Source organism: Pseudoxanthomonas japonensis (assembly GCF_010093445.1).
GTDB lineage: Bacteria > Pseudomonadota > Gammaproteobacteria > Xanthomonadales > Xanthomonadaceae > Pseudoxanthomonas_A > Pseudoxanthomonas_A japonensis.
Window position 1 is genome coordinate 26997 of the sequence record NZ_PDWW01000030.1, and the last position, 21312, is coordinate 48308.

21 protein-coding genes are annotated in these 21312 nt (G+C 67.7%); 9 read left to right on the forward strand and 12 right to left on the reverse strand.

From position 1 onward, the window contains the following. The first annotated feature begins 357 nt into the window (after positions 1 to 357). Positions 358 to 1656: a DUF58 domain-containing protein gene (locus CSC78_RS16605; RefSeq protein ID WP_162338977.1), complete on the forward strand. Its 1299-nt coding sequence runs from the start codon at positions 358 to 360 to the stop codon at positions 1654 to 1656. 8 nt (positions 1657 to 1664) lie between these two features. Continuing rightward, the gene (locus CSC78_RS16610) at positions 1665 to 2687 is read left to right on the forward strand and encodes a DUF4380 domain-containing protein (protein ID WP_162338978.1); all 1023 of its coding nucleotides are present in this window, start codon (positions 1665 to 1667) and stop codon (positions 2685 to 2687) included. A 10-nt stretch (positions 2688 to 2697) separates the two neighbouring features. Here the strand turns inward: CSC78_RS16610 and CSC78_RS16615 are convergent, their stop codons facing one another. The 4 genes from CSC78_RS16615 to aroE form a co-directional block, all read right to left on the reverse strand. Next, positions 2698 to 3471: a ThuA domain-containing protein gene (locus CSC78_RS16615; protein ID WP_162338979.1), complete on the reverse strand. Its 774-nt coding sequence runs from the start codon at positions 3469 to 3471 to the stop codon at positions 2698 to 2700. Between the two features lie 79 nt (positions 3472 to 3550). Further along, positions 3551 to 3901 (reverse strand): hypothetical protein, encoded by a 351-nt coding sequence (locus CSC78_RS16620; RefSeq protein WP_162338980.1) that lies wholly within the window; start codon positions 3899 to 3901, stop codon positions 3551 to 3553. A gap of 68 nt (positions 3902 to 3969) precedes the next feature. Continuing rightward, positions 3970 to 4770 (reverse strand): type I restriction enzyme HsdR N-terminal domain-containing protein, encoded by an 801-nt coding sequence (locus CSC78_RS16625; RefSeq protein ID WP_162338981.1) that lies wholly within the window; start codon positions 4768 to 4770, stop codon positions 3970 to 3972. Between the two features lie 42 nt (positions 4771 to 4812). Then, positions 4813 to 5661: a shikimate dehydrogenase gene (gene aroE, locus CSC78_RS16630; RefSeq protein ID WP_162338982.1), complete on the reverse strand. Its 849-nt coding sequence runs from the start codon at positions 5659 to 5661 to the stop codon at positions 4813 to 4815. Positions 5662 to 6014: 353 nt separating this feature from the next. Between aroE and CSC78_RS16635 the strand changes: the two genes are divergently transcribed. Continuing rightward, entirely contained in the window at positions 6015 to 6737 is a 723-nt protein-coding gene (locus tag CSC78_RS16635; RefSeq protein WP_162338983.1) for an outer membrane beta-barrel protein, read from the forward strand. Positions 6738 to 6798: 61 nt separating this feature from the next. On the opposite strand, the gene CSC78_RS16640 is transcribed toward CSC78_RS16635, so the two are convergent. From CSC78_RS16640 to CSC78_RS16655, 4 genes are all read right to left on the reverse strand, one after another. After that, positions 6799 to 7260, reverse strand: a complete 462-nt coding sequence (locus tag CSC78_RS16640) for a GNAT family N-acetyltransferase (protein WP_162338984.1) — start codon at positions 7258 to 7260, stop codon at positions 6799 to 6801. 1 nt (position 7261) lies between these two features. Continuing rightward, complete coding sequence (gene hemB / locus CSC78_RS16645) at positions 7262 to 8251, reverse strand: porphobilinogen synthase (RefSeq protein ID WP_162338985.1); 990 nt, start codon at positions 8249 to 8251, stop codon at positions 7262 to 7264. A gap of 97 nt (positions 8252 to 8348) precedes the next feature. Then, entirely contained in the window at positions 8349 to 8597 is a 249-nt protein-coding gene (locus CSC78_RS16650; protein ID WP_162338986.1) for a hypothetical protein, read from the reverse strand. Positions 8598 to 8669: 72 nt separating this feature from the next. Further along, positions 8670 to 9689 (reverse strand): chorismate transformation enzyme, FkbO/Hyg5 family, encoded by a 1020-nt coding sequence (locus CSC78_RS16655; protein WP_162338987.1) that lies wholly within the window; start codon positions 9687 to 9689, stop codon positions 8670 to 8672. Positions 9690 to 9821: 132 nt separating this feature from the next. Between CSC78_RS16655 and CSC78_RS16660 the strand changes: the two genes are divergently transcribed. Next, the gene (locus tag CSC78_RS16660; protein ID WP_162338988.1) at positions 9822 to 10283 is read left to right on the forward strand and encodes a hypothetical protein; all 462 of its coding nucleotides are present in this window, start codon (positions 9822 to 9824) and stop codon (positions 10281 to 10283) included. A 61-nt stretch (positions 10284 to 10344) separates the two neighbouring features. On the opposite strand, the gene CSC78_RS16665 is transcribed toward CSC78_RS16660, so the two are convergent. From CSC78_RS16665 to CSC78_RS16675, 3 genes are all read right to left on the reverse strand, one after another. Continuing rightward, entirely contained in the window at positions 10345 to 10779 is a 435-nt protein-coding gene (locus CSC78_RS16665; RefSeq protein WP_162338989.1) for a cytochrome c oxidase assembly factor Coa1 family protein, read from the reverse strand. 25 nt (positions 10780 to 10804) lie between these two features. Continuing rightward, on the reverse strand, positions 10805 to 13030 hold the full coding sequence (locus tag CSC78_RS16670; protein ID WP_162338990.1) for a S9 family peptidase: 2226 nt from the start codon (positions 13028 to 13030) through the stop codon (positions 10805 to 10807). A 65-nt stretch (positions 13031 to 13095) separates the two neighbouring features. Next, positions 13096 to 13812, reverse strand: coding sequence for a glutathione binding-like protein (locus CSC78_RS16675; protein WP_162338991.1), 717 nt, complete (start codon positions 13810 to 13812; stop codon positions 13096 to 13098). A gap of 109 nt (positions 13813 to 13921) precedes the next feature. On the opposite strand from CSC78_RS16675, the gene CSC78_RS16680 reads away from it, so the two are divergent. The 4 genes from CSC78_RS16680 (at position 13922) to CSC78_RS16695 (ending at position 17848) form a co-directional block, all read left to right on the forward strand. After that, entirely contained in the window at positions 13922 to 14551 is a 630-nt protein-coding gene (locus CSC78_RS16680) for a TIGR00645 family protein (RefSeq protein WP_162338992.1), read from the forward strand. Positions 14552 to 14554: 3 nt separating this feature from the next. Beyond that, the gene (locus CSC78_RS16685; protein WP_238391322.1) at positions 14555 to 15055 is read left to right on the forward strand and encodes a GNAT family N-acetyltransferase; all 501 of its coding nucleotides are present in this window, start codon (positions 14555 to 14557) and stop codon (positions 15053 to 15055) included. Positions 15056 to 15103: 48 nt separating this feature from the next. Continuing rightward, on the forward strand, positions 15104 to 17320 hold the full coding sequence (uvrD, locus tag CSC78_RS16690) for a DNA helicase II (protein ID WP_162338993.1): 2217 nt from the start codon (positions 15104 to 15106) through the stop codon (positions 17318 to 17320). Between the two features lie 81 nt (positions 17321 to 17401). Further along, positions 17402 to 17848, forward strand: coding sequence for a universal stress protein (locus tag CSC78_RS16695; RefSeq protein WP_162338994.1), 447 nt, complete (start codon positions 17402 to 17404; stop codon positions 17846 to 17848). Positions 17849 to 17858: 10 nt separating this feature from the next. On the opposite strand, the gene CSC78_RS16700 is transcribed toward CSC78_RS16695, so the two are convergent. Continuing rightward, positions 17859 to 18164 (reverse strand): DUF2782 domain-containing protein, encoded by a 306-nt coding sequence (locus CSC78_RS16700; RefSeq protein WP_162338995.1) that lies wholly within the window; start codon positions 18162 to 18164, stop codon positions 17859 to 17861. Between the two features lie 96 nt (positions 18165 to 18260). Between CSC78_RS16700 and polA the strand changes: the two genes are divergently transcribed. Beyond that, a complete protein-coding gene (gene polA, locus CSC78_RS16705) occupies positions 18261 to 21044 on the forward strand; it encodes a DNA polymerase I (RefSeq protein WP_162338996.1) in 2784 nt (927 codons plus the stop codon). Positions 21045 to 21312 lie beyond the last annotated feature (268 nt).

Genomic DNA, 21312 nt, shown 5'->3' on the forward strand with positions numbered 1-21312 from the left:
CTGTCGCCACCGGCCTCGTGACCAGCTCTCTACCCCGCGCGCGGGGGAGGGCTGGGGTGGAGGCGCGCGACCAACGTGATGGGGTGCTGACGCATTGGTCCTTCGTTCGCCCCCATCCCAACCTTCCCCCGCAGGCGGGGGAAGGGGCGCGTCCATGAGATTTGTGCCGCTGCTGTCGCTGCTTGTCGGAAGTGGGCGCTCGCGGCCCACGCTCGTCCACGCGATCTGCTCCCTCCCCCGCGCGCGGGGGAGGGCCGGGGTGGGGGCGCGCGACCAACCTGATGGTGTGCATACGCATCCGTTCTCCGTTTGCCCCCCTCCGGACCTTCCCCCGCAGGTGGGGGAAGAGGCGTGCCCATGAGGCCAGCGCCGCTGCTGATCGTGCTGATCGCCTGCTGGGGCCTGGCCGGCCTGGCCGTACCCTTCCTGGGATGGCCGCTGTGGCAGTGGCAGCTGGCGGGTGCAGTGATGCTAGTGGTTGCGGCACTGGATGCCTGGTGGCTGCGCACCCGGCCCACGCCGGACACCGTGCGCGAGGTGCCAGAGGCGCTGCCGCTGGGCATCGAACGCGACGTCGCGCTGTTGTTCGAGTCGCGGGTGAAGCAGCGGCTGGAGGTATTCGACCTGCATCCGGGCGACTGGACATCGACCGGCCTGCCGCGCCGGCTGACGCTGGCCCCGATGTCGGCGACCCGCATCACCTACCGCCTGCGTCCCGCGGCGCGTGGCGACGCGCACTTCGAGGGTGTGCAGCTGCGCCTGCGTTCCGCGCTGGCGCTGTGGCGGCAGTCGCGCGTCGCCGGCGCGCCGCAACGGGTGCGTGTGTACCCGAACTTCGCGCCGCTGACGCGCTTCGCGCTGTTCAGTGCCGAACAGGCGTCGCGGCTGGTGGGCGCGCACCTCAAGCGGCGGCGTGGCGAAGGTACCGACTTCCACCAGATGCGTGAGTACCGCGTCGGCGACAGCCTGCGCCAGGTCGACTGGAAGGCCACCGCACGCTCGCGCAAGCTGATCTCGCGCGAGTACCAGGACGAGAAGAACCAGCAACTGGTGATGCTGATCGACACCGGCCGCCGGATGATGGCGCGCGAGGACGAACTGGGGCATTTCGACCACGTGCTCAACGCATCGCTGGTGGTGTCGTACCTGGCATTGCGGCAGGGCGACGGCGTGGGCCTGTTCGCCGCCGGTGGCGACAGCCGCTGGGTCGCGCCGCAACGCGGCATGGCCGCCATCGATACGCTGCTGCGTGCCAGCTACGACCTGCAGCCGCGCCCGGTGGCTACCGACTACCTGGCCGCCGCCACCGAACTCAGCCTGCGGCAGCGCCGTCGCGCGCTGGTGATGCTGGTCACCAACGTCCGCGACGAGGACATCGACGACCTGCTGGCCGCCGTCCGCCTGTTGCAGAAGCGGCACCTGGTCTGCGTGGCCAGCCTGCGCGAGACGTCGCTGGACGATGCCCTCGACCAGGAGGTGCACGACCTGCAGGGTGCGATCCACGCCGGCGCGGTCGCCCGCTACCGGGAGCAGCGCACGGCGGCGCACGATGCGCTGCGCAGCCATCGCGTGATGGTGCTCGACGTCACCAGCGACGAACTGCCGGCCGCGCTGGTGGAGCGCTACCTGGCGGTGAAGCGCGATGGTGTGCTGTAGTGGCGGCCATGCGCCCGCTCGCTACGCCGCTCGTCCTCGTCGCGCTGTGTCTCGGTGCGGGGCGTGCGCACGCCACGGACGTCGAACGCATCCGGTTGCAGTCGACGGAGGTCGTCGTCGAGATCACGCCGGCCTTGGGCGGCCGTGTGCTGCATGCCGGGCGCGTCGATCGTCCCAACCTGATCAGGACCGGCGAACCCGTCGCGTCGCAACCGACGCCAGCCGTCTCGGCGGACGCGGACGACATCGGCTACCTGGGGCACGACGTGTGGCTGGGACCGCAGAGCGGCTGGTGGTCCGACCAGGACGCGAATCCATCGCGCCGGGCGGCGAAGGCGGTGTGGCCGCCGGACCCGTACCTGGCGTTCGCGGAGACGCGCGTGGTCGCGCGTTCGCCCGAGCGGCTGGTGCTGGAGGGCATCGACAGCCCCGTCACCGGCGTGCGGCTGCTGAAGTCGTTCGCGTTCGATCCGTCCGATCCGTCCACCCTCATCGTGACGGCGACCGCACGCAACATCCGCGGACGTCCTGTCGCGCGCGACCTGTGGTTCAACACGCGTACGTCCGCCGCCACCCGCGTGTACGTGCCGGTGGCCCATGCGCGCGACGTGCGCGTCGAAGGCGAGGATGGCGCCGTGCCTGCGTGGCGGATCGAGCGTGGTGTGTTCGCGTTCCAGCCCGCATCGCCGGATCTTCCGATGCGCCGCGGCAAGGTGTTCCTGCAGCCGTCGGCCGGCTGGATGGCGGGGTTCGCCCACGGACAGGCGTTCGTCATCCGCTTCGATCACCACCCGCGCGCCGCCATCCATCCCGAGCACGGCCAGGTCGAGCTGTATCTGGACCATGCCGGTGACGTCCAGGCCGGCCTGCTGGAGATGGAAGTGCACGCGCCGTTCCGCACCCTCGCCGCCGGCGATGCGATGCAGGCCCAGGAACGCTGGACCCTGCTGGCGTACGACGGACCGGACATGCAGGAGGCGCAGGTCGCCTTCCTGTGCGAACGCCTGGCGCTCTGCGTCGCGCCCGACTGACCGCCGCGCGTCAGCGCGATGCGTCGATGCCCTTGCCCGTCGCCGCCCACCAGAGGCCGCCGTACAGGTGTGCCAGGTACGACGGGTCGTCGTACAGCGCCGGCGTGTGTCCCAGCGCGGTGACGAACACGCGGCCGCCGTCATAGGTGTGGTACCAGGCGACCGGGTGGTCCTTGCCCATGCCGCGGGCGGTCTGGCCGGGCCAGATGCGGGTGGGGTCGTAGCTGGTTTCGTCGACGCTGAGCACGGTGCGCAGGCCGCGCGTGACCGGGGCGTTGAACTCGTACCACTCGTCCGTCCATACCCAGCGCGACGGCAGGCCGAACGTGGCGGGGAACGCCGGATCTTCCACGCGCACGGTGGCGGTCTGCACCATCGGATGGATGCGGAAGGTCCGGCCGATCAGGCGCTCGAACCACGGCCAGTCGCCGGGCGGATTGAAGATCAGCGCGCGATGCACGGCCATCACGCCACCGCCGGTGCGGACGTAGGCTTCCAGTTTCGCGCGCTGTTCGCCCTTCAGCTCGTCGCCGGGCGTATTGAGCAGCACGATGGCGGCATAAGGCGACAGGTCGCCATCGAAGGGCGTGCTGTTCCACGACCAGGCCAGGTCGAAGCCATGCATCTGCGCCATGCGCTCGAACTGCGGCTTGGCGACCACGGCGTAGTCATGGTGGTAGCGGTTGGGGATGGCGACCACCAGCACCTTGAACTGGCCCTGCGCGAACGCGGAGGGCGCCAGGGAGGCGAGGCAGAGGAGCGTCAGCAGCAGGAAGCGTTTCATCCGGCGATGCTAGCCGGCGCGCCTGCCGCCAGGCGTCGCCGCGCTATTCCGTTTTCAGCGATGGCTATGCGGATATGGCCTAGGCCGCGCGCGTGGCCTGCATCGCCTTGCAGGCACCCCAGGCCAGCATCACCAGGCCGGCCGCGGAGACGACACCGATCAGCATGCCGACGGCACTGAACAGACCCATCATGCTGCTCACCGAGGCATAGCCGTCGGTGGCGTTGTTGATCACCCATGCCTGCCACACGCTCATCACGCCGCGCAGCAGGGTGGTCAGCAGCATCAGCGAAATGCCGGCCAGCGCCAGCTTGCGACCCGGCGCCGGCGGCGCCCACATCGCCAACATCGCGGCACCGGCCACGCAGGCCAGCAGTTCGGGCAACTGGTAGCCGAGCATCGTCAGCATCTGGGTGAGGAATCCGTCCACGGTTGTACTCCGATAGGTGCATGGGGCCGTGTTCAGCCACGGCACGAAGCTGTCACTCGTTTGGATCGCTACTCACTCGTTGCGGCGTCTGACTCGGTGTTCTTCGTGGATTCCTTTTTCTGCTGTGCTTTGGCATTCCTCGTCGCCGCCTTTTTGAGACGTTGCTGTGCGTCTTTCACTTTGTCGCCATCCAGAACCTCCCGCTTGAGAATCTCGTTATTGAGGAGATCTGCGATGCTTTCGGCCTCGATCTTCAGGTCGGGAAAGTAGCGCCTCATTTCACGGCGAATAACGCTGGTGACGGCGTCGCCGAGAATGACTTGAGCGACCGTAAACTTGTTCAGCACAGAGATGTGCTGGTGGTAGACGCCCATCGCATCTGTCGTTAGCCCCTCTCGGCAAAGAAGGAATAGCTTGCGCTGATCATCTTCATTCTTGAGGTTGAGGTCCGGTAGGCAAAAAGAAGATACGTGCTCGTAGTCGACGGGCTGTCCGAATTTGATCTTGTACAGTCGCCACTCAAGAGAATTGGTCAGCACGATCCACTCGATCCCCTCGTGGGCGCCGTAATTGATGGCTTGACGTAGATGGTTGTCATTGAGAGCCAAGGCCGCAGCTTTGACCTCGATCAGGATCCTGATCTTTCCTTCGACCTTGACCGCCAAGTCGCAAAACGTACCCCGAATCTGCTGCTCGCTGGTCAACTCGTTGTACTTATCGAAACCGAAAATCTCTGCAAGCATGTCCTTCACGAGGGTGACGGTATCGGCTTCCGAGACGTCCTTCGTTTTGTGGGACACCGCGACGCCGACCAGGTTCTTCACTGCAGCGGGCCACCGGTCCGAGACCTTCTTTGGAATCTTCAGCATGTACTCTCCTTGAGTTATCAACGTTCCACTTGCCTATTGCGCTCAATCCGCCGTCACCAGCACCTTGTCCTTGCCGCGCAGTGCGGCGTAGACGGCATCGGTTTCCGGTCGCACGCCATGCCAGTGCTCGAAGGCTTCGGCGGCCTGCTCCACCAGCATGCCCAGCCCGTCCACCGCATCGTGGCAGCCGGCGGCGCGGGCCCAGGCGAGGAACGGGATCGCGGCTTCGCCATAGTTGAGATCGACCGCCAGCGTGCGCGGCGTCGCCAACGTGAAGGGCAAGGTGAACGCCCCCTGGTCCTGGCGTGCCGCCGAGGTCGCGTTGATGATCAGTGAGAAGTCGCCGAGGTCGCGCAGGTCGTCCCAGTAGCGCGAGTGCGCGCGGTCCGGTTCGCCCAGCGCATCGGCCAGCGCATCCGCACGGTCCGCGGTGCGGTTGACGATGATCAGTTCGCTGATGCCGGCATCCAGCAGCGCGGGCGCCACGCCGCGCGCGGCGCCGCCGGCGCCGAGCAGCAGGGCGCGGCGCGCGCGCAGGTCCAGTCCGTTGCGCTCCGTGAGATCGCGCACCAGCCCGGCGCCGTCGGTGTTGTCGCCGTGCCACTGGCCGTCGTTGCGGGTGAGTGTATTGACCGCACCGGCACGCCGGGCGCGATCGCTCGCCTGCGCGCAGATCGCGAACGCGGCTTCCTTCAACGGCAGGGTGACGTTCGCGCCCGCGCCGCCGTCGCCGGCGAAGCGGTCCAGCGTGGCGACGAAGTCGTGCGGCGCGGTGTCGATGGCCGTGTACTCCAGCGCGATGCCGACCTGCTGCGCGAAGGCGGCATGGATGCGTGGCGAGAGCGAGTGGGCGACGGGATGGCCGAAGACGGCGTAGCGGGAGTGGGACATGGCGCGGAACCCCGTCTGCAGGAGTGAGTCGGATGCCACGGCGGCGTGTCCGCACACGCGGATGCCTGCCGCCGTCTTCGCCGCAGTCTACCCCGCGCCGGTATCGCCTTGACAGGCTGAGCGCTCCGCTGCACTGTGCCGCCGCCGAAGGGGTGTGCCAGGGAGCAAGGCGACAGGCAGGACGGGCTGGGGAGTCCGACTGCCGTCCATCGAGCTCCGTCCTGCGTGGATGCGTGTCGACCGGAAACGGAGCGGCGGCATCCGCGCCCGCGCACCCGTCGGTACGACACCGATCCGCCCCGCCGGTACCGCAAGGACGCGGGGACGCCACCATCACCGAAAGGGGAAACACCATGAAGCCGTTGTTCCGCTACCTGCCGCTCGCACTCGCGGCCTTTGCCCTGCATGCGCAGGCGCAGTCCGTGTCGCCGGCGTACGAAGCCTTCCGCAAGAAGGAGACGACGCAACCCGCGCCTGTCCAGACCACCACGCCAGCCACCCCGCAGACGGCTCCCGTGCCTGCTCCTGCGCCGACCTACGCTACGCCGGCACCCTACGTCGCGCCCGCGTCGACCCGCGAAGCGCAGGAGGACGGGGGCTTCTTCGTCGGACTGCAGGCGGGCCAGGGCTGGATCTATGAAGACGTCGAGCAGGATGCCGTCGCCGTCAGCGCGGGTTACCGCTGGCAGGCGGGGCCGTGGGCGCAGGTCGGCGTGGAACTGTCGGGCGGCCGCCTGGACAGCACCCACTACCGCGGCATCGACGTGTCCAAGGCGACCTACAAGGGAGTCGGAGCCAATGCGCGCTTCAACTTCGGTGACAGCCCATGGTTCGCGACCGTGCGCGGCGGTTACTTCGACGCCGAGCAGGAGTACTCGGACAGCACCTTCTCCACCGACGGCGGCTATGCAGGCGTGGCGATTGGCGTGGACATCAATCGCCACTTCAACATCAGCCTGGGTTACACGGGTTTCGTCTACGCAGACGACTACGACGACTGCTATTACGACGATGACGACTACTGCGACTTCAGTCGTGCCGATACGGTGATGCTGGGTATCGAAGCCCGGTTCTGATCCAAACAGAACGGGAGCCGAAAGGCTCCCGCTTTTTGCATACATCCGACGGAGTGTCCGCTCAGGCATCGTTGGGCGACGTCAGCGCCCGCACGTACACGTGCTGGGTCTTGGCAAGCACGAAGCCCGTGGACGGATAGAACGCATGCGATTCCGGACGCAGGATGTTGGATCGCACGAAGACATCGCAGCCACCGTGGTCGCGGATCCAGTCGCAGGCCGCGTCCACCAGGCGCTGGCCCAGGCCCAGGCGACGCGCCCGCGGATCGACGATCAGCGCGGTGATCTCCGCCCGATGGCCGAACTCGATCATCAACCGCCATTCCGCGGCCACCATGCCCAGCAGATCGCCATTGCCGTTCGACGAGCCCGCCACCTTCACCGCGTGCGCGGGCGACGCCAGCAGGGTGGCCAGCCGTTCCTTCATGCCGCCGGCGTCCACCGGATAGGCGAGCAGCGTGCACAGGCGCGCCACTTCGGCGGCGTCGTCAAGCCGCGCATCGCGGATGACGACGGCCGTCATCTCAGCCGTTGCGCAACCAGCGCGCCGCATCCAGCGCGAAGTAGGTCAGCACGCCATCGGCGCCGGCGCGTTTGAAGGCGGTCAGCGCTTCCAGCGCGCAGGCCCTCTCGTCCAGCCAGCCGTTCGCGGCGGCCGCCTTGATCATCGCGTACTCGCCGCTGACCTGGTAGGCGAACGTCGGCACGCCGAATTCGTCCTTCACCCGGCGGATCACGTCCAGGTACGGCAGGCCCGGCTTGACCATCACCATGTCCGCGCCTTCTTCCAGATCCAGCGCGATTTCGTGCAGGGCTTCGTTCGAGTTCGCCGGGTCCATCTGGTAGGTGAACTTGTTGCCCTTGCCGAGGTTGCCGGCGCTGCCCACCGCGCTGCGGAACGGGCCGTAGAACGCGCTGGCGTACTTGGCGGCGTACGACATGATGCGGGTGTTGATGTAGCCGGCGTTCTCGAGCGCCGCGCGGATCGCGCCGATGCGGCCGTCCATCATGTCGCTGGGCGAGAGGATGTCGACGCCCGCGGCGGCATGCGCCAGCGACTGCTTCACCAGCGCTTCGATCGTCTCGTCGTTGAGGATATAGCCGGTGTCGTCGATCAGGCCGTCCTGGCCGTGCGTGGTGTACGGGTCCAGCGCCTGGTCGCTCATCACGCCGAGTTCGGGGAAGCGCGCCTTCAGCGCGCGGATCGCGCGTGGGATGATGCCGTCCTCGTCCCAGGCGATGCGGCCGTCGGCGGTCTTCGCCGACGGGTCCGGCACGCCGAACAGGTCGAGCACCGGCACGCCCAGTTCCAGCGCCTGTTCGCCGACGCGCAGCAGTTCGTCGATCGACAGGCGCTCGACGCCGGGCATCGACGCCACCGGCACGCGACCCTTCTCCTCGTGCACGAACACGGGGTAGATCAGGTCGTTGGTGGTCAGCACGTGCTCGCGCATCAGGCGGCGGGAGAAGTCGTCGCGGCGCATGCGGCGGGGGCGGATGTGGGGATAGGCCATCACGGGCTCCTGGCAGAGCGGCGAATGATACGCGGGTGGCCCGAGGGGTGGCCTGCGACAGGCGGTCGCAGCGCGGAACGCTGCGACCGCCGCGGAATCAGATGAAGCCGCCGCCCAGCGACAGGCGGATGATGCCGACCACGATCACGATGCCATTGAGCACCAGCCCGGCCTTCGCGCGACCCCGGTTTTCGGTGCGGGTGAACAGGATGCCGATAGCGGCGATGATCGCGCCGACCGCGGCGAACGGGATCAGGAACCAGTTGCCCCACCCGAGCAGCGGAATCAGCGCCAGCACCATCCACAGCATCGCCACGATGCCCCACAACAGGCTGATCAGTCCCATCGAACGTTCTCCAAGGCGTGGCGCGCGGTACGGCGCCTCATGGCACCACTATGCGGATGCGCGACAGGTGCTTCAAGCACCCACGCCGTGCATGCCCTCGATCTCGACCAGCAACTCGCGCCGGCAGACATCGGCATGCAGCATCAGCCACGGCACGCGCGTGCCGAGGCGCGCTTCCAGCTGCGCGGCGACGGCATCGGCGTCGGCGGCATCGCTCACGTAGACCTTCAGGCGCGAACTCGTATCCATGTGCGGCGTCAGCGCCGGCGCATGCTCGCGCGCGGCGCCGAGCAGGCTGTCCAGGTTGGTGAGGGTTTCGTCCAGTTGCGCGCGCAGGGAATCCGCGTGCTGCGATGCATGGCCGACGATGCTGGCCGTGCCCGACAGCAGCAGCGGGACGTGCGGCGAGGGCGGGAGCAGCGCGCGCGCGAAACTGGGCGATTGCGGGCCGTACTCGCGCGGATAGCGATAGGCGCTGACCTGGCGCGGGTTCTCCAGCGGCAGGCCGGGCTCGCGCGCGGCCAGCCAGTAGACCTGCAGCACGCGGCGTCCGTCGCGGCTGCCGATCGCGGTGGCGGCCGGCAGCACGCGCGTATCGACTTCGCCCAGACCCTGCACGCGGCCCACGCAGAACTGCCGGTAGCGCTCGGCGTCGCCGTCGCCGTCGGTGATCGCGTCGAAGTAGTTCCAGATCCGCAGCAGGTGCGGGTATCCGCTGTCGCGCCAGAACGCCGCCATCGCGGCGTAGGCCTGGGCGCTGGCGTGCAGGATGCCGCCATCGGGTTCTTCCCATTCCACCACGCCGAACATCAGCGTCCCGTCATGGCTGTAGCGTGTGGCGCCGTCGCGCCCCGTCGTCACCGGTCCGGCGGCACGCCATACCTCGTAGGGTGCGGCGGCTTCGCGCAGCGGCGATAGCGGCACGCGCAGGTAACGCGGATCGTCGATGGCGGTGGTCGACGGCGCCAGCGCGCCGAAGCCGAACACCGCCAGGGTTTCCGGCAGGCCCAGCAGCGCCTGCGGCGTCGGGGCATGGATGTAGTCGACGGCCAGCCGCTGCGGTGCGGGTGGGTGGTCGGGGGCGGAGCTCATCGTGCAGGAAACGGAAACATGGTCTGGGCGAAATGATAACCCGCCCACCCCGTCACGCCGGTCGCCCGCGGACTGTGCCAAGATTCAGGCCGTCCGGCGGAAGATCGCCGCAGGTCACCGGGAGAAGCCGTCATGACGTTCCGCATCGCACCCGTCCTGGTCGCTGCCCTGCTCGCCGCGGGCTGTGCCAGCAGTTCCAAGGTCATGCTGGGCCAGGCGCGCCCCGCGCTCGATCCCGCCCAGGTGCAGGTCTACCGCACGGCACCCGCCGGGTCGCTGGAGATCGCACAGCTCGAATCCAAGAGCGCCGTCGGCTTCGGCACCCAGGGCCAGACCGATGCCGCCGTGGCCCGCCTCAAGCGCGAAGCCGCCGCGCTCGGGGCCAACGGCATCGTGCTGCTGGGCGTGGGCTCCAGCGGCTCGCCGGTCGGCATGTCGGTGGGTGCCGGCAGCTACGGTCGCCACTCCGGCGGCGGCCTCAGCATGGGCATCCCGACCACGCAGAAGCAGGCGGCGGGCGTGGCGATCTACGTGCCGCCCGGCACGTCGGTCGATCCGTCGCTCGTGGTGCCGGACGCTGCACCGAAGCCTTGAGCAGACTCCAAGCGCGACAGCCCTCCGAAGGCGGCCGATGGCCGCCTTCGTCGTTGAGGACTCACGGCACCGCCGGCGGCCGGTTGTCTTCCAGCACGATGCGCTCGCCGCCCTCCACGTTCACTGCCAGGGTTTCGTAGCGCCACTCACCGGCGCGCTTTTCGGCAACCACATACAACGTGCCTTCGGCGCGCGAGCCTATCAAAGGAATCGCGAGCTCGGCCTCGCCGCTCGCTCCGTTGGTGCTGGTCTTGCCCTGTACGAACCAGCCGGTGTGGACGGGCTCGCCGAGCGCGGCGATCACCGCAGGGTCCGCTTGCGCACGTGCGACGGCCTGCGGATAGGGTGGGGTGGATCTGAGGATGCCAAAGATGAGAGCCGCGAATCCGATGATGCAGGCAATCAACAGCGCGAAGAAAAGCGCCGCCAGCACGGGCACGAACCACTTCCAGTTGCGTTGCCACCAGGTGGGGTGAGCGGGGACGTGCGTCGACATCGCGGTGCTCCTGGTGGATGTGGAATCAGGGCTTCAGGCAACGGGCGAAGAAATCCTCGGTCAGCCGGTAGCGGTGCAGCAGGTCGCTGCCGCGCAGGCCGTGCTTGGCACCGGGGTAGGTCATCAGCTCGAACGGCGTGCCGCGCTTCTGCAGGTCGCTCATCAGCTGGGTCGAGTTGGTGAACAGCACGTTGTCGTCGGCCATGCCGTGGATCAGCAGCAGCTTGGAGCGCAGGCCGGCCAGGTGGGTGAACACGCTGGCTTCGCGGTAACCGGCTTCATTCGCTTTGGGCAGGTCCATGTAGCGTTCGGTGTAGTGGGTGTCGTACAGCGCCCAGTCGGTGACCGGTGCGCCCGACACGCCGCAGGCGTAGGCCTCGCTGTGCTTGGCCAGCAGCATCAGCGTCATGTAGCCGCCGTTCGACCAGCCGTGCACGCCGATGCGCTTCGCGTCGACGAAAGGCTGGGACTTCAGCCACTCGACGCCGCGCAGCTGGTCGTCGACTTCCACCGTGCCCTGCTTGCCGTACAGCGCGCCACCGAACGCCGCGCCGCGGCGTGGGGTGCCGCGGTTGTCCAGCGAGAACACCACGTAGCCCTGCTGGGCCAGGTACTGGTTGAAGAAGGCGTCGCTACGGCCCGGCCAGGCGCGGGTGACGGTCTGCGCGGCGGGGCCGCCGTAGACGAACACCACGACGGGGTACTTCTTCTTCGGGTCGAAGCCGGCGGGCTTGATCAGGCTGTAGTGCAGCGGCGTGGTGCCGTCGGCCGCCGTCAGCGTGCCGAACGTGGTCGGCTGGTGCGCGGCGAGGTACTTCGCGTAGGGATGCCCGGCATCAGCCGCATCGTTCTTGAGCAGCGTCGCCAGCCTCGTGCCGTCCGCCTTGAACAGTTCGATCTGCGGCAGCGTGGTATCGCTGGACCAGCTGTCGACGAAGACGCTGGCGTTGCGGGCGAAGCTGGCGGCGTGCATGCCGGGCGTCTTCGTCAGTCGGCGGGGCTCGCCGCCCGTCAGCGGGACGGCATAGACATGCGTTTCGGTCGCACCCTCACGCGTGCCGCAGACGTAGGCCAGGCCTTTGTCTTCATCCGCCGCCAGCAGGCTGTCGACGACCCAGTCGCCGGTGGTCAGTTGCGAGAGCGCCGCTCCGTCCTCGGACGCCAGATAGAGATGCTCGAACCCGTGGCGTTCCGACGACCACAGGAAGCGTCCATCCTTGAGGAACCGCAGGTCGTTGTGCAGCGGCACCCACGTCTTCGACGTCTCGGTGACCAGCGTGCGCTGCTTGCCAGTCGCCAGGGTGGTTTCGATCAGGTCGAGTGTCTTCTGGTCGCGCGACTGGCGCTGGAAGGTCAGGCGCTGCGCATCGCGCCAGTCCACGCGGGCCAGGTAGATGTCCTTCTCGGCGCCGAGGTCGATCCAACGCGGCGTGGCGCCGCCTTTCGGTGCGATCACACCCAGCTGCACCCGCACGTTGTCGTCGCCGGCCGCCGGATAGCGCTGTTCGATCACTTCCGTGCGGTCGGGATAGACCTCGTAGCGCTTCACCAGCGGCACCGGCGTTTCGTCGATACGGGCGAAGGCGATGGCCGCATCGTCCGGCGCCCACCAGTAGCCGGTGTGGCGGTCCATTTCCTCGTCGGCGACGAATTCGGCCACGCCGTTGCCGATGGTGTCGCTGCCGTCGTGCGTCAGCTGGACTTCCTTGCCGTCGGCCAGCGCGATGACCCACAGGTTGCGCTCACGGATGAAACTGACGAAGCCGCCTTTCGGCGAGATCTTCGGATCGGTGGCGAAGCCGCCACCGCTCGTCAGCTTGCGCACCGCGTCCTTGCCCGACCTGGAGAGGTCGTAGAAGTACAGCTCGCCACCGAGGGGGAACAGCAGCGCCTTGCCGTCCGGCGACCATTGGTAGTCGACGATGCCGGACAGCGCGGCGATGCGCTGCCGCTCGCGGCGCGCTTTCTCCTCGTCGCTCAGCACCTCGTCGCCGGGCAGCACCACCGACGAATCCACCAGCAGGCGCGTCTGCCCGCTGGCGATGTCGTATTCCCAGAGGTCCAGCCGGTTGCGGTCGCTGTCCTTGCCGCGCAGGAAGGTCACCCGCGAGCCGTCCGGCGCGACCTGCGGCTTGGTCAGCGTGGGGCCGGACAGCGGCGCGCTGCCGGTGATGGCTTCGAGGGTGAGCTTTTCGGCGTGGGCGGGCAGGGCGGTGGCGAGGGTCATCAGGGCGAACAGGGCAAGGCGCATCGGATTTCTCGGGCGGCGGGGCCGGTCAGGCCCGGATTATGCCGCGAACCCCCGGTACCGGTGCCTCAGGACTTGGGCGCGCCTTGGCCGAACAGGTGCCTGCGTTCCTCGTCGGTCAACGGCTTGCCGGCATCCGGATTCACCTGCGTCTTCAGCGCGTAGGCGCGCTGCACCGCAGGCCGCGCGGCGATGTCGGCCTGCCAGCGCAGCACGTGTGGATACGGCGAGAGGTCCAGCGGCGCCTTGTCGTAGGCGTTGATCCACGGATGGATCGCCATGTCGGCGATGCTGTAGTCGTCGCCTGCCACATAGGCATGCGTCGCCAGCTGCGTGTCCAGCACGCCGAGCAGCCGCTGCACTTCGCGCGTGTAGCGGTCGATGGCGTAGGGGATCTTCTCCGGTGCGTACACGGTGAAGTGGCCATACTGCCCGCTCATCGGTCCCAGGCCGCCCATCTGCCACATCAGCCACTGGTTCACCGCCACCTTCTGGCGCGTGTCGGTGCCGAAGAAGCGGCCGGCCTTGTTGGCCAAGTAGAGCAGGATCGCGCCGGATTCGAACACGCTGATCGGCTCGCCGCCGTCGGCGGGCGCGTGGTCGATGATCGCCGGCATCTTGTTGTTCGGCGAAAACGCCAGGTACTCCGGCTTGAACTGGTCGCCCTTGCCGATGTTCACCGGCACGATGCGGTAGTCCAGCTTCGCGCCGGCCTCGGCCAGTTCTTCCAGCAGCAGGGTGATCTTGTGGCCGTTGGGCGTGGGCCAGTAGTACAGGTCGATCATGGCATCGTCCGCAGCAGGGGTAGGCGGCCGAGTCTAGCGGCCCGGGCCGACTTGGCAGCGTCAAATCCGGCCGGTACCCTGCGCCATCCTTGGAAAAGACCGTTCCGACATGACCGACCCCAAATCCGCGCGTCTGGGCCCGTTGCCGGCCCTGATCTTCAGTTCGCGCTGGCTGCAGCTGCCGCTTTACCTGGGCCTGATCGTGGCGCAGGGCGTGTACGTCGTCCTGTTCCTGAAGGAGCTCTGGCATCTGGTGCATGGCGCTACCAGCCTCAGCGAACAGGACATCATGCTGCTGGTGCTGGGTCTGATCGACGTGGTGATGATCTCGAACCTGCTGATGATGGTCATCGTTGGCGGCTACGAAACCTTCGTCTCGCGCATGGGACTGGAGAAGCATCCCGACCAGCCGGAGTGGCTGAGCCACGTCAACGCCAGCGTGCTGAAAGTGAAGTTGGCCATGGCGATCATCGGCATCTCATCCATCCACTTGCTGAAGACCTTCATCGGCGCCAGCACGCTGGGCGGCCTGCCGTTGTGCGGCACGCCCGAAGCGTTTGCGGCGGCGGAGGCGGCAAGGACGGCAGGCTGGCAGGCGAAGACGTGCAGCGATTTCACATCGACGGGCGTCATGTGGCAGACCATCATCCATGCCATCTTCATCCTGTCGGCCATCGGCATCGCCTACACCGACCGACTGATGAACAACGGTGCGCCCGCGAAGCACGCCGCACACTGATCCGTGCCGGCCGAACCCCTGATCCGAGACGCGAACGAGGGCGACTACGCCGCCATCGTCGCGCTGAACACGTCCGAGGTCCGGCATACCAGCCCGATGGATGCGGACAGGCTGCGCCACTTGGCGTCCCTGTCCGCCTACCACCGCGTCGTGGTGCTGGACGGCCGCGTAGTCGCCTTCCTTCTGGCGATGCGCGCCGGCGTCGACTACCGCAACGACAACTTCGCCTGGTTCACCGCACAGCATCCCGACTTCCTGTATGTGGACCGCATCGTCGTGGACGCTGCCGCCCAAGGCCACCGCCTGGGCTCGAGGCTGTATGCCGACCTGTTCGCCTTCGCCCGTGAACATGGCATCCCGCGCATCACCTGCGAATTCAATGTGGTGCCGCCGAACGAGCCCTCGCGCCTGTTCCATGCGCGGCACGGCTTCGTCGAAACCGGCCGGCAGTGGCTCGACGATGGGCACAAGCAGGTCTCGATGCAGGTCGCCGAGCTCGCCTGAACGGCGGCGTCTCAGGGTGTGGGCCGCCGCAGGCCGTAAAATGGGCGGATGGATGTTTCCCACCTGCTCGATGATCTGAATCCCGCCCAGCGCGACGCCGTCTCCGCCGAACCCGGGCACTACCTGGTCCTGGCCGGCGCCGGCTCCGGCAAGACCCGCGTGCTGACCCACCGCATCGCCTGGCTCAACGAAGTCCACGGCGTGCCGACCCACGGCATCCTCGCGGTGACCTTCACCAACAAGGCCGCCGGCGAAATGCGCGCGCGCGCCGACGTGCAGCTGCGCAAAGGCAGCCGCGGCATGTGGATCGGCACCTTCCACGGCCTGGCGCACCGCCTGCTGCGCCTGCACTGGCAGGAGGCGAAGCTGCCCGAAACCTTCCAGGTGCTGGACAGCGACGACCAGCAGCGGCTGGTCAAGCGCGTGGTTCAGGCGATGGAGCTGGACGAAGGCAAGTACCCGCCCAAGCAGCTCACCTGGTGGATCAACGAGCAGAAGGACGAGGGCCGCCGGCCCGAGCACATCCAGCCTGCACCCAACGACGACTGGCTGGACGTGCGCCGCCAGGTCTACGCCGGCTACCAGGAGCGCTGCGATCGCGCCGGCCTGGTCGACTTCGCCGAACTGCTGCTGCGCGCGCACGAACTGCTCCGCGACACGCCGGCGCTGCTGGCGCACTACCGTACGCGCTTCCGGCAGATCCTGGTGGACGAGTTCCAGGACACCAATGCCATCCAGTACGCCTTCATCCGCGTGATGGCGGGCAGCGGTACCGATGGAGGCAGCGGCCACGTCTTCGTCGTCGGCGACGACGACCAGAGCATCTACGGCTGGCGCGGCGCGAAGGTCGAGAACATGCAGCAGTTCCTGCGAGACTACCCGTCGGCGCGGACGATCCGGCTGGAGCAGAACTACCGGTCCAGCGCCAACATCCTGGGTGCCGCCAACGCGGTGATCGCCCACAACCCCGCACGCATCGGCAAGCAGTTGTGGACCGACACCGGCGACGGCGAGCCGATCGACCTGTATGCCGCCTACAACGAGATGGACGAAGCGCGCTTCGTCGTCGAACGCATCCGACAGTGGGTGCGCGATGGCGGCAGCCTGGGCGACGCGGCCATCCTCTACCGCAGCAATGCGCAATCCCGCGCGTTCGAAGAAGCGCTGCTTTCCGAGCAGGTGCCGTACCGTGTGTATGGCGGTATGCGCTTCTTCGAGCGTGCGGAAATCAAGGACGCACTGGCCTACCTTCGCCTGATGGCGAACCGCGCCGACGACGCCGCGTTCGAGCGCGTGGTCAACACACCGACGCGCGGTATCGGCGAGCGTACGCTGGACGAGGTCCGACGGTTGGCGCGCGGTGCCCGCGTATCGCTGTGGGGCGCCGCTTCGCTGGCGGCGCAGGGCAGCGAACTGGCGGGTCGCGCGCGCAATGCGCTTGCCGGCTTCGCTGCGCTGGTCGACCAGCTGGCCGAGGAAACCGCGGACATGACGCTGGCCGAGCGCGTCGACCATGTACTCGCCCGCTCTGGCCTGCGCGAGCATTGGGCACGCGAGAGCCGCGGCGGGCTGGATTCGGAATCGCGCACCGAGAACCTCGACGAACTGGTCTCGGTCGCGTCGCGCTTCGTGCGCCGCGAAGACATCGCAGCCGAGGAAGATGGCCAGGAAGGCATGAGCGAACTGGTCGCTTTCCTGTCGTATGCCGCGCTGGAGGCGGGCGAAGGCCAGGTCGAGGCAGGCGAGGATGGCGTGCAGTTGATGACGCTGCATTCGGCCAAAGGCCTGGAGTTTCCGCTCGTGTTCCTGGCGGGGCTGGAAGAAGGGCTGTTCCCCAGCAACCGTTCGCTCGACGAGAGCGGGCGGCTGGAAGAGGAGCGACGCCTCGCCTACGTCGGCATCACCCGCGCGCGCCAGAAGCTGGTGCTGAGCTATGCCGAGGCCCGTCGCCTGCACGGGCAGGACATGTACGGCATTCCGTCGCGCTTCCTGCGCGAGATCCCGGCCAACCTGCTCAACGAAGTGCGGCCGCGGGTGCAGGTCAGCCGGCCGGCCTCCGGCTTCGCCACCCGCGTGACGCCTGGCCACGCGAGCCTGGAAACGCCCGGACTCAAGCTGGGCCAGACCGTGACGCATGCGAAGTTCGGCCCGGGGGTCGTCACCGACTACGAGGGCAGCGGTGCGCACGCACGCGTCCAGGTCAATTTCGACAGCGAAGGCAGCAAGTGGCTGGTGCTGGCCTATGCGAACCTGCAGGCCGTGTAGGTGCGGCGATTGATCCAGATCACGGCGCCCTAAGCCCGGTGGGCGTGTAATGGCCGTACCCCATCAGCATGAGGTGCGGCGATGTACCGGCATATCCTTATCGCAACCGACGGCTCCGAGCGGGCCACCAAGGGCGTGCAACAGGGCCTGGCGCTGGCCGGCAGCCTGCAGGCCAAGGCCACCGTGTTGACCGTCAGCGAGCCCATCAGTACCGGCTTCGACGACGCATTGGGCTGGAGCGCGGTGGCGACCTCGCTGCCCGATTTCCAGAACGCCCGCGACGAAGCGGCGCGCAAGGTCCTGGACGGCGTCACCGCGCTCGCGTCGGCGGCCGGCATCGTCCCGCAACTGCTGCATGTAGCCGACCGTTACGCGGCGGAAGCGATCGTCGATACCGCCGAACAGCAGGGCTGCGACCTGATCGTCATGGCCTCGCACGGACGGCGCGCGCTGGGCCGGTTGCTGCTGGGCAGCCAGACCAGCGAGGTGCTGGCGCGTTGCGGCGTGCCGGTGCTGGTGATCCGCTGAGCGCGGGCGCTCACCAGCCGTAGAGCTTCCAGTACACCGGCGAGATGTCGCTGTTGTCCTTGCTCTTGTCCAGGCGGCCGTCGCCGTCGGAGTCGTACAGGTAATAGGGCGCGCCGCGCGCGGGCGTGACCTTGACCATGCGCAGGTTGCCGGCCACGCGGTATTCCTCGATGGTGTCGCCGTTCTTCTCGGTACGCACGGCGACCTGCGCGTTGGCCAGATCGACGTCGGCGGGATGGCTGCCCCCCGTGGTGGCGCAACCGGCGAGTGCCAGCAGGCAGGACAACGGCAGGGCAAGGCACGTCGTGCGGTTCATGGGGGGCGTCCGGTCGGCGGGTGACGACCCGATTATGCGCCGAATGCGGAGTGCGCGCGTGACGTCCGCCGAGGAGGCGCGGCGTAGAATGCCGGCATGACAAGACTCGTACTGATCGACGGCTCCAGCTACCTGTTCCGCGCGTTCCATGCGCTGCCTCCGCTGACCAATGCACAGGGCGAGCCGACCGGCGCGCTGTTCGGCGTGGTCAACATGTTGCGTGCCACGCTGAAGGAACGCCCCGACTACGTCGCCTTCGTGCTCGACGCGAGCGGCCCGACCTTCCGCGACGAGCTCTATCCGGAGTACAAGGCCAACCGGCCGCCGATGCCGGAAGAACTGCGCGCCCAGGTCGAGCCGATGATCCGCATCGTGCAGGCACTGGGCTTCCCGCTGCTGCGCGTGGAGGGCGTGGAGGCCGACGACGTGATCGGCACGCTCGCGCTGCAGGGTGCCGCGCGGGGCATGGAGGTGACCATTTCCACCAGTGACAAGGATTTTGCCCAGCTGGTGCAGCCTGCGGCATCCGGCGGTGGTGCGATCGCACTGGTCAACACGATGAGCGGCAGCCGGCTGGATTCCGTCGAAGCGGTGGTGGAGAAATTCGGCGTTCGCCCCGAACAGATCGTCGATTTCCTCGCGCTGATGGGCGACACCGTCGACAACGTGCCGGGCGTGGAGAAGTGCGGCCCCAAGACCGCCGCCAAGTGGCTGGGCGAGTACGGCACGCTCGACGCGATCATCGATAAGGCAGGCGAGATCAAGGGCAAGATCGGCGACAACCTGCGCGCTGCATTGCCACGCCTGCCGCTCAACCGCACGCTCGTCACCATCAAGACCGACGTGGCGCTGGAGGGCGGTCCGGACACGCTGCCGCTGCGCGACCGGCACGTCGATGAGCTGCGCGAACTGTATGCGCGCTACGGGTTCAACCAGGCGCTGAAGGAACTCGATGGTGGCGCGAGCGATGCGTCGTCCGTCGCCGAAAAGGAGCCCGGTCGCGCGCGCGGCACCGGCCGCGTGGCCACGGCCACCGTGGACGAGGGTGCGATGGACCCGTCGCTTGGTGTAGCCGGCGAGTACACCGCAGTGATGGAGCGGGCGCAGCTCGATGCCCTGGTGACTCGCCTGCAGCAGGCGGACGAGTTCGCCTTCGACACCGAGACCGACAGCCTGGATCCGATGCAGGCCAATCTGGTCGGTCTGAGTTTTTCCACTGAACCCGGTCACGCCGTGTACGTACCGGTCGGACACGACTATCCAGGCGCGCCGCCGCAGCTCGACCGCGCCGCAGTGCTCGCCGCCCTCGCGCCGGTGCTGGCCGATCCCGCCAAGCGCAAGCTGGGCCAGCACGGCAAGTACGACCTGCACGTGCTGCGCCGTCATGGCGTGGACGTGCAGGGCTATGCCGACGACACGATGCTGGAGAGCTTCGTGCTGAACGCCGGCAGCAACCGCCACGACATGGACAGCCTGGCCAAGCGTTACCTCGGCTACGACACGATCAAGTACGAGGACGTGGCCGGGAAGGGCGCAAAGCAGATTCCGTTCTCGCAGGTGGCGGTCGACGACGCCACCCGCTACGCCGCCGAAGATGCCGACATCACCCTGCGCCTGCATCGCACGCTGGCGCCGAAACTCGCGGCCGAGCCCGGTCTGGAAAGCGTCTACCGCGACATCGAAATGCCGCTGGTGCCGGTGCTGGCGCGCATCGAGGCCAACGGCGTGAAGATCGATGGCGACGAACTGCGCCGGCAGAGCGCGGACCTGTCCAAGCGCATGCTGGCCGCGCAGCAGAAGGCCACGGAGCTGGCCGGCCGCACGTTCAACCTCGACTCGCCCAAGCAACTGCAGGCGCTGTTGTTCGACGAGCTCAAGCTGCCGGTGCTGGTGAAGACGCCGACCGGCCAGCCGAGCACCAACGAGGAAGCGCTGGAGGCCATCGCCGACCAGCACGAACTGCCCCGCGTGATCCTGGAGTACCGCGGCCTGGCCAAGCTGCGCAGCACCTACACCGACAAGCTGCCCGAGATGGTCAATCCCGACACCGGCCGCGTGCACACCAGTTACCACCAGGCGGGTGCCGCGACCGGGCGGCTGTCGTCCACCGACCCGAACCTGCAGAACATCCCGATCCGCACCGACGACGGTCGCCGCATCCGCAAGGCCTTCGTCGCACCGGCCGGCCGCAAGCTGGTGGCCTGCGACTACTCGCAGATCGAGCTGCGGATCATGGCGCACCTGTCGCAGGATCCCGGCCTGGTGCGTGCGTTCGAATCCGGTGCCGACATCCACAAGGCGACGGCGGCAGAGGTCTTCGGCCGCACGCTGGAGGACGTCACCGGCAACGAGCGTCGCGCGGCCAAGGCGATCAACTTCGGCCTGATGTACGGCATGAGCGCCTTCGGCCTGGCGCGGCAGCTGGGCATCGCGCGTGGCGAGGCGCAGGACTACATCGCGCTCTACTTCAGCCGGTATCCCGGCGTACGCGACTACATGGAGCGCACCCGCCAGCAGGCGCGCGAGCTTGGCTATGTCGAGACCGTGTTCGGCCGCCGCCTGTACCTGGAATACATCAACAAGGGCACGCAGGGACAGCGTGCCGGCGCCGAGCGCGCGGCGATCAACGCGCCGATGCAGGGCACGGCGGCGGACATCATCAAGCGCGCGATGATCGGCGTCGATGCATGGCTGGCCGACCACCGCGAGCGCGCGCTGATGATCCTGCAGGTGCACGACGAACTGGTGTTCGAAGCCGACGCCGACTTCGTGCCGACGTTGCTGGAAGAGGCGTCGGCCCGCATGGCCGCCGCGGCGCAACTGAGCGTTCCGCTGGTGGTGGACAGTGGGGTCGGCGACAACTGGGAAGAGGCCCATTGAGCCGGCCTGAAAACGGTTCCCCTTCCGGAACATGGACTTGCGAAATGTTCGGGGAAACCCTGTCAGGTATATTTGTATACCGGCCAGTTCAATAAAATGAATTCCTCCTGAATCTTACGGTTTTTTAACCGGAATCTTCACGAACCATCCATGTGCGGAGTGGTCATATAGCGCGTGACAGATGCAACGTCTGTCACTGATCTCTCCCATCCCCTGGAGCGATCTCCCCCGGAGCGAAGACCCCTCCCCAGGTCCCGCTCCCCTGGCC

Excerpts from the sequence above, each read along its gene's own strand:
- CSC78_RS16660 (WP_162338988.1), top strand. The coding sequence starts at position 9,822 with ATGACGTTCCGCATCGCACCCGTCCTGGTCGCTGCCCTGCTCGCCGCG.
- CSC78_RS16610 (WP_162338978.1), top strand. The coding sequence starts at position 1,665 with ATGCGCCCGCTCGCTACGCCGCTCGTCCTCGTCGCGCTGTGTCTCGGT.
- CSC78_RS16675 (WP_162338991.1), bottom strand. The coding sequence starts at position 13,812 with ATGATCGACCTGTACTACTGGCCCACGCCCAACGGCCACAAGATCACC.
- CSC78_RS16635 (WP_162338983.1), top strand. The coding sequence starts at position 6,015 with ATGAAGCCGTTGTTCCGCTACCTGCCGCTCGCACTCGCGGCCTTTGCC.
- aroE (WP_162338982.1), bottom strand. The coding sequence starts at position 5,661 with ATGTCCCACTCCCGCTACGCCGTCTTCGGCCATCCCGTCGCCCACTCG.
- CSC78_RS16665 (WP_162338989.1), bottom strand. The coding sequence starts at position 10,779 with ATGTCGACGCACGTCCCCGCTCACCCCACCTGGTGGCAACGCAACTGG.
- CSC78_RS16655 (WP_162338987.1), bottom strand. The coding sequence starts at position 9,689 with ATGAGCTCCGCCCCCGACCACCCACCCGCACCGCAGCGGCTGGCCGTC.
- polA (WP_162338996.1), top strand. The coding sequence starts at position 18,261 with ATGACAAGACTCGTACTGATCGACGGCTCCAGCTACCTGTTCCGCGCG.
- CSC78_RS16650 (WP_162338986.1), bottom strand. The coding sequence starts at position 8,597 with ATGGGACTGATCAGCCTGTTGTGGGGCATCGTGGCGATGCTGTGGATG.
- CSC78_RS16625 (WP_162338981.1), bottom strand. The coding sequence starts at position 4,770 with ATGCTGAAGATTCCAAAGAAGGTCTCGGACCGGTGGCCCGCTGCAGTG.
- CSC78_RS16700 (WP_162338995.1), bottom strand. The coding sequence starts at position 18,164 with ATGAACCGCACGACGTGCCTTGCCCTGCCGTTGTCCTGCCTGCTGGCA.
- CSC78_RS16670 (WP_162338990.1), bottom strand. The coding sequence starts at position 13,030 with ATGCGCCTTGCCCTGTTCGCCCTGATGACCCTCGCCACCGCCCTGCCC.
- CSC78_RS16605 (WP_162338977.1), top strand. The coding sequence starts at position 358 with ATGAGGCCAGCGCCGCTGCTGATCGTGCTGATCGCCTGCTGGGGCCTG.
- hemB (WP_162338985.1), bottom strand. The coding sequence starts at position 8,251 with ATGGCCTATCCCCACATCCGCCCCCGCCGCATGCGCCGCGACGACTTC.
- CSC78_RS16615 (WP_162338979.1), bottom strand. The coding sequence starts at position 3,471 with ATGAAACGCTTCCTGCTGCTGACGCTCCTCTGCCTCGCCTCCCTGGCG.
- CSC78_RS16680 (WP_162338992.1), top strand. The coding sequence starts at position 13,922 with ATGACCGACCCCAAATCCGCGCGTCTGGGCCCGTTGCCGGCCCTGATC.
- uvrD (WP_162338993.1), top strand. The coding sequence starts at position 15,104 with ATGGATGTTTCCCACCTGCTCGATGATCTGAATCCCGCCCAGCGCGAC.
- CSC78_RS16640 (WP_162338984.1), bottom strand. The coding sequence starts at position 7,260 with ATGACGGCCGTCGTCATCCGCGATGCGCGGCTTGACGACGCCGCCGAA.
- CSC78_RS16695 (WP_162338994.1), top strand. The coding sequence starts at position 17,402 with ATGTACCGGCATATCCTTATCGCAACCGACGGCTCCGAGCGGGCCACC.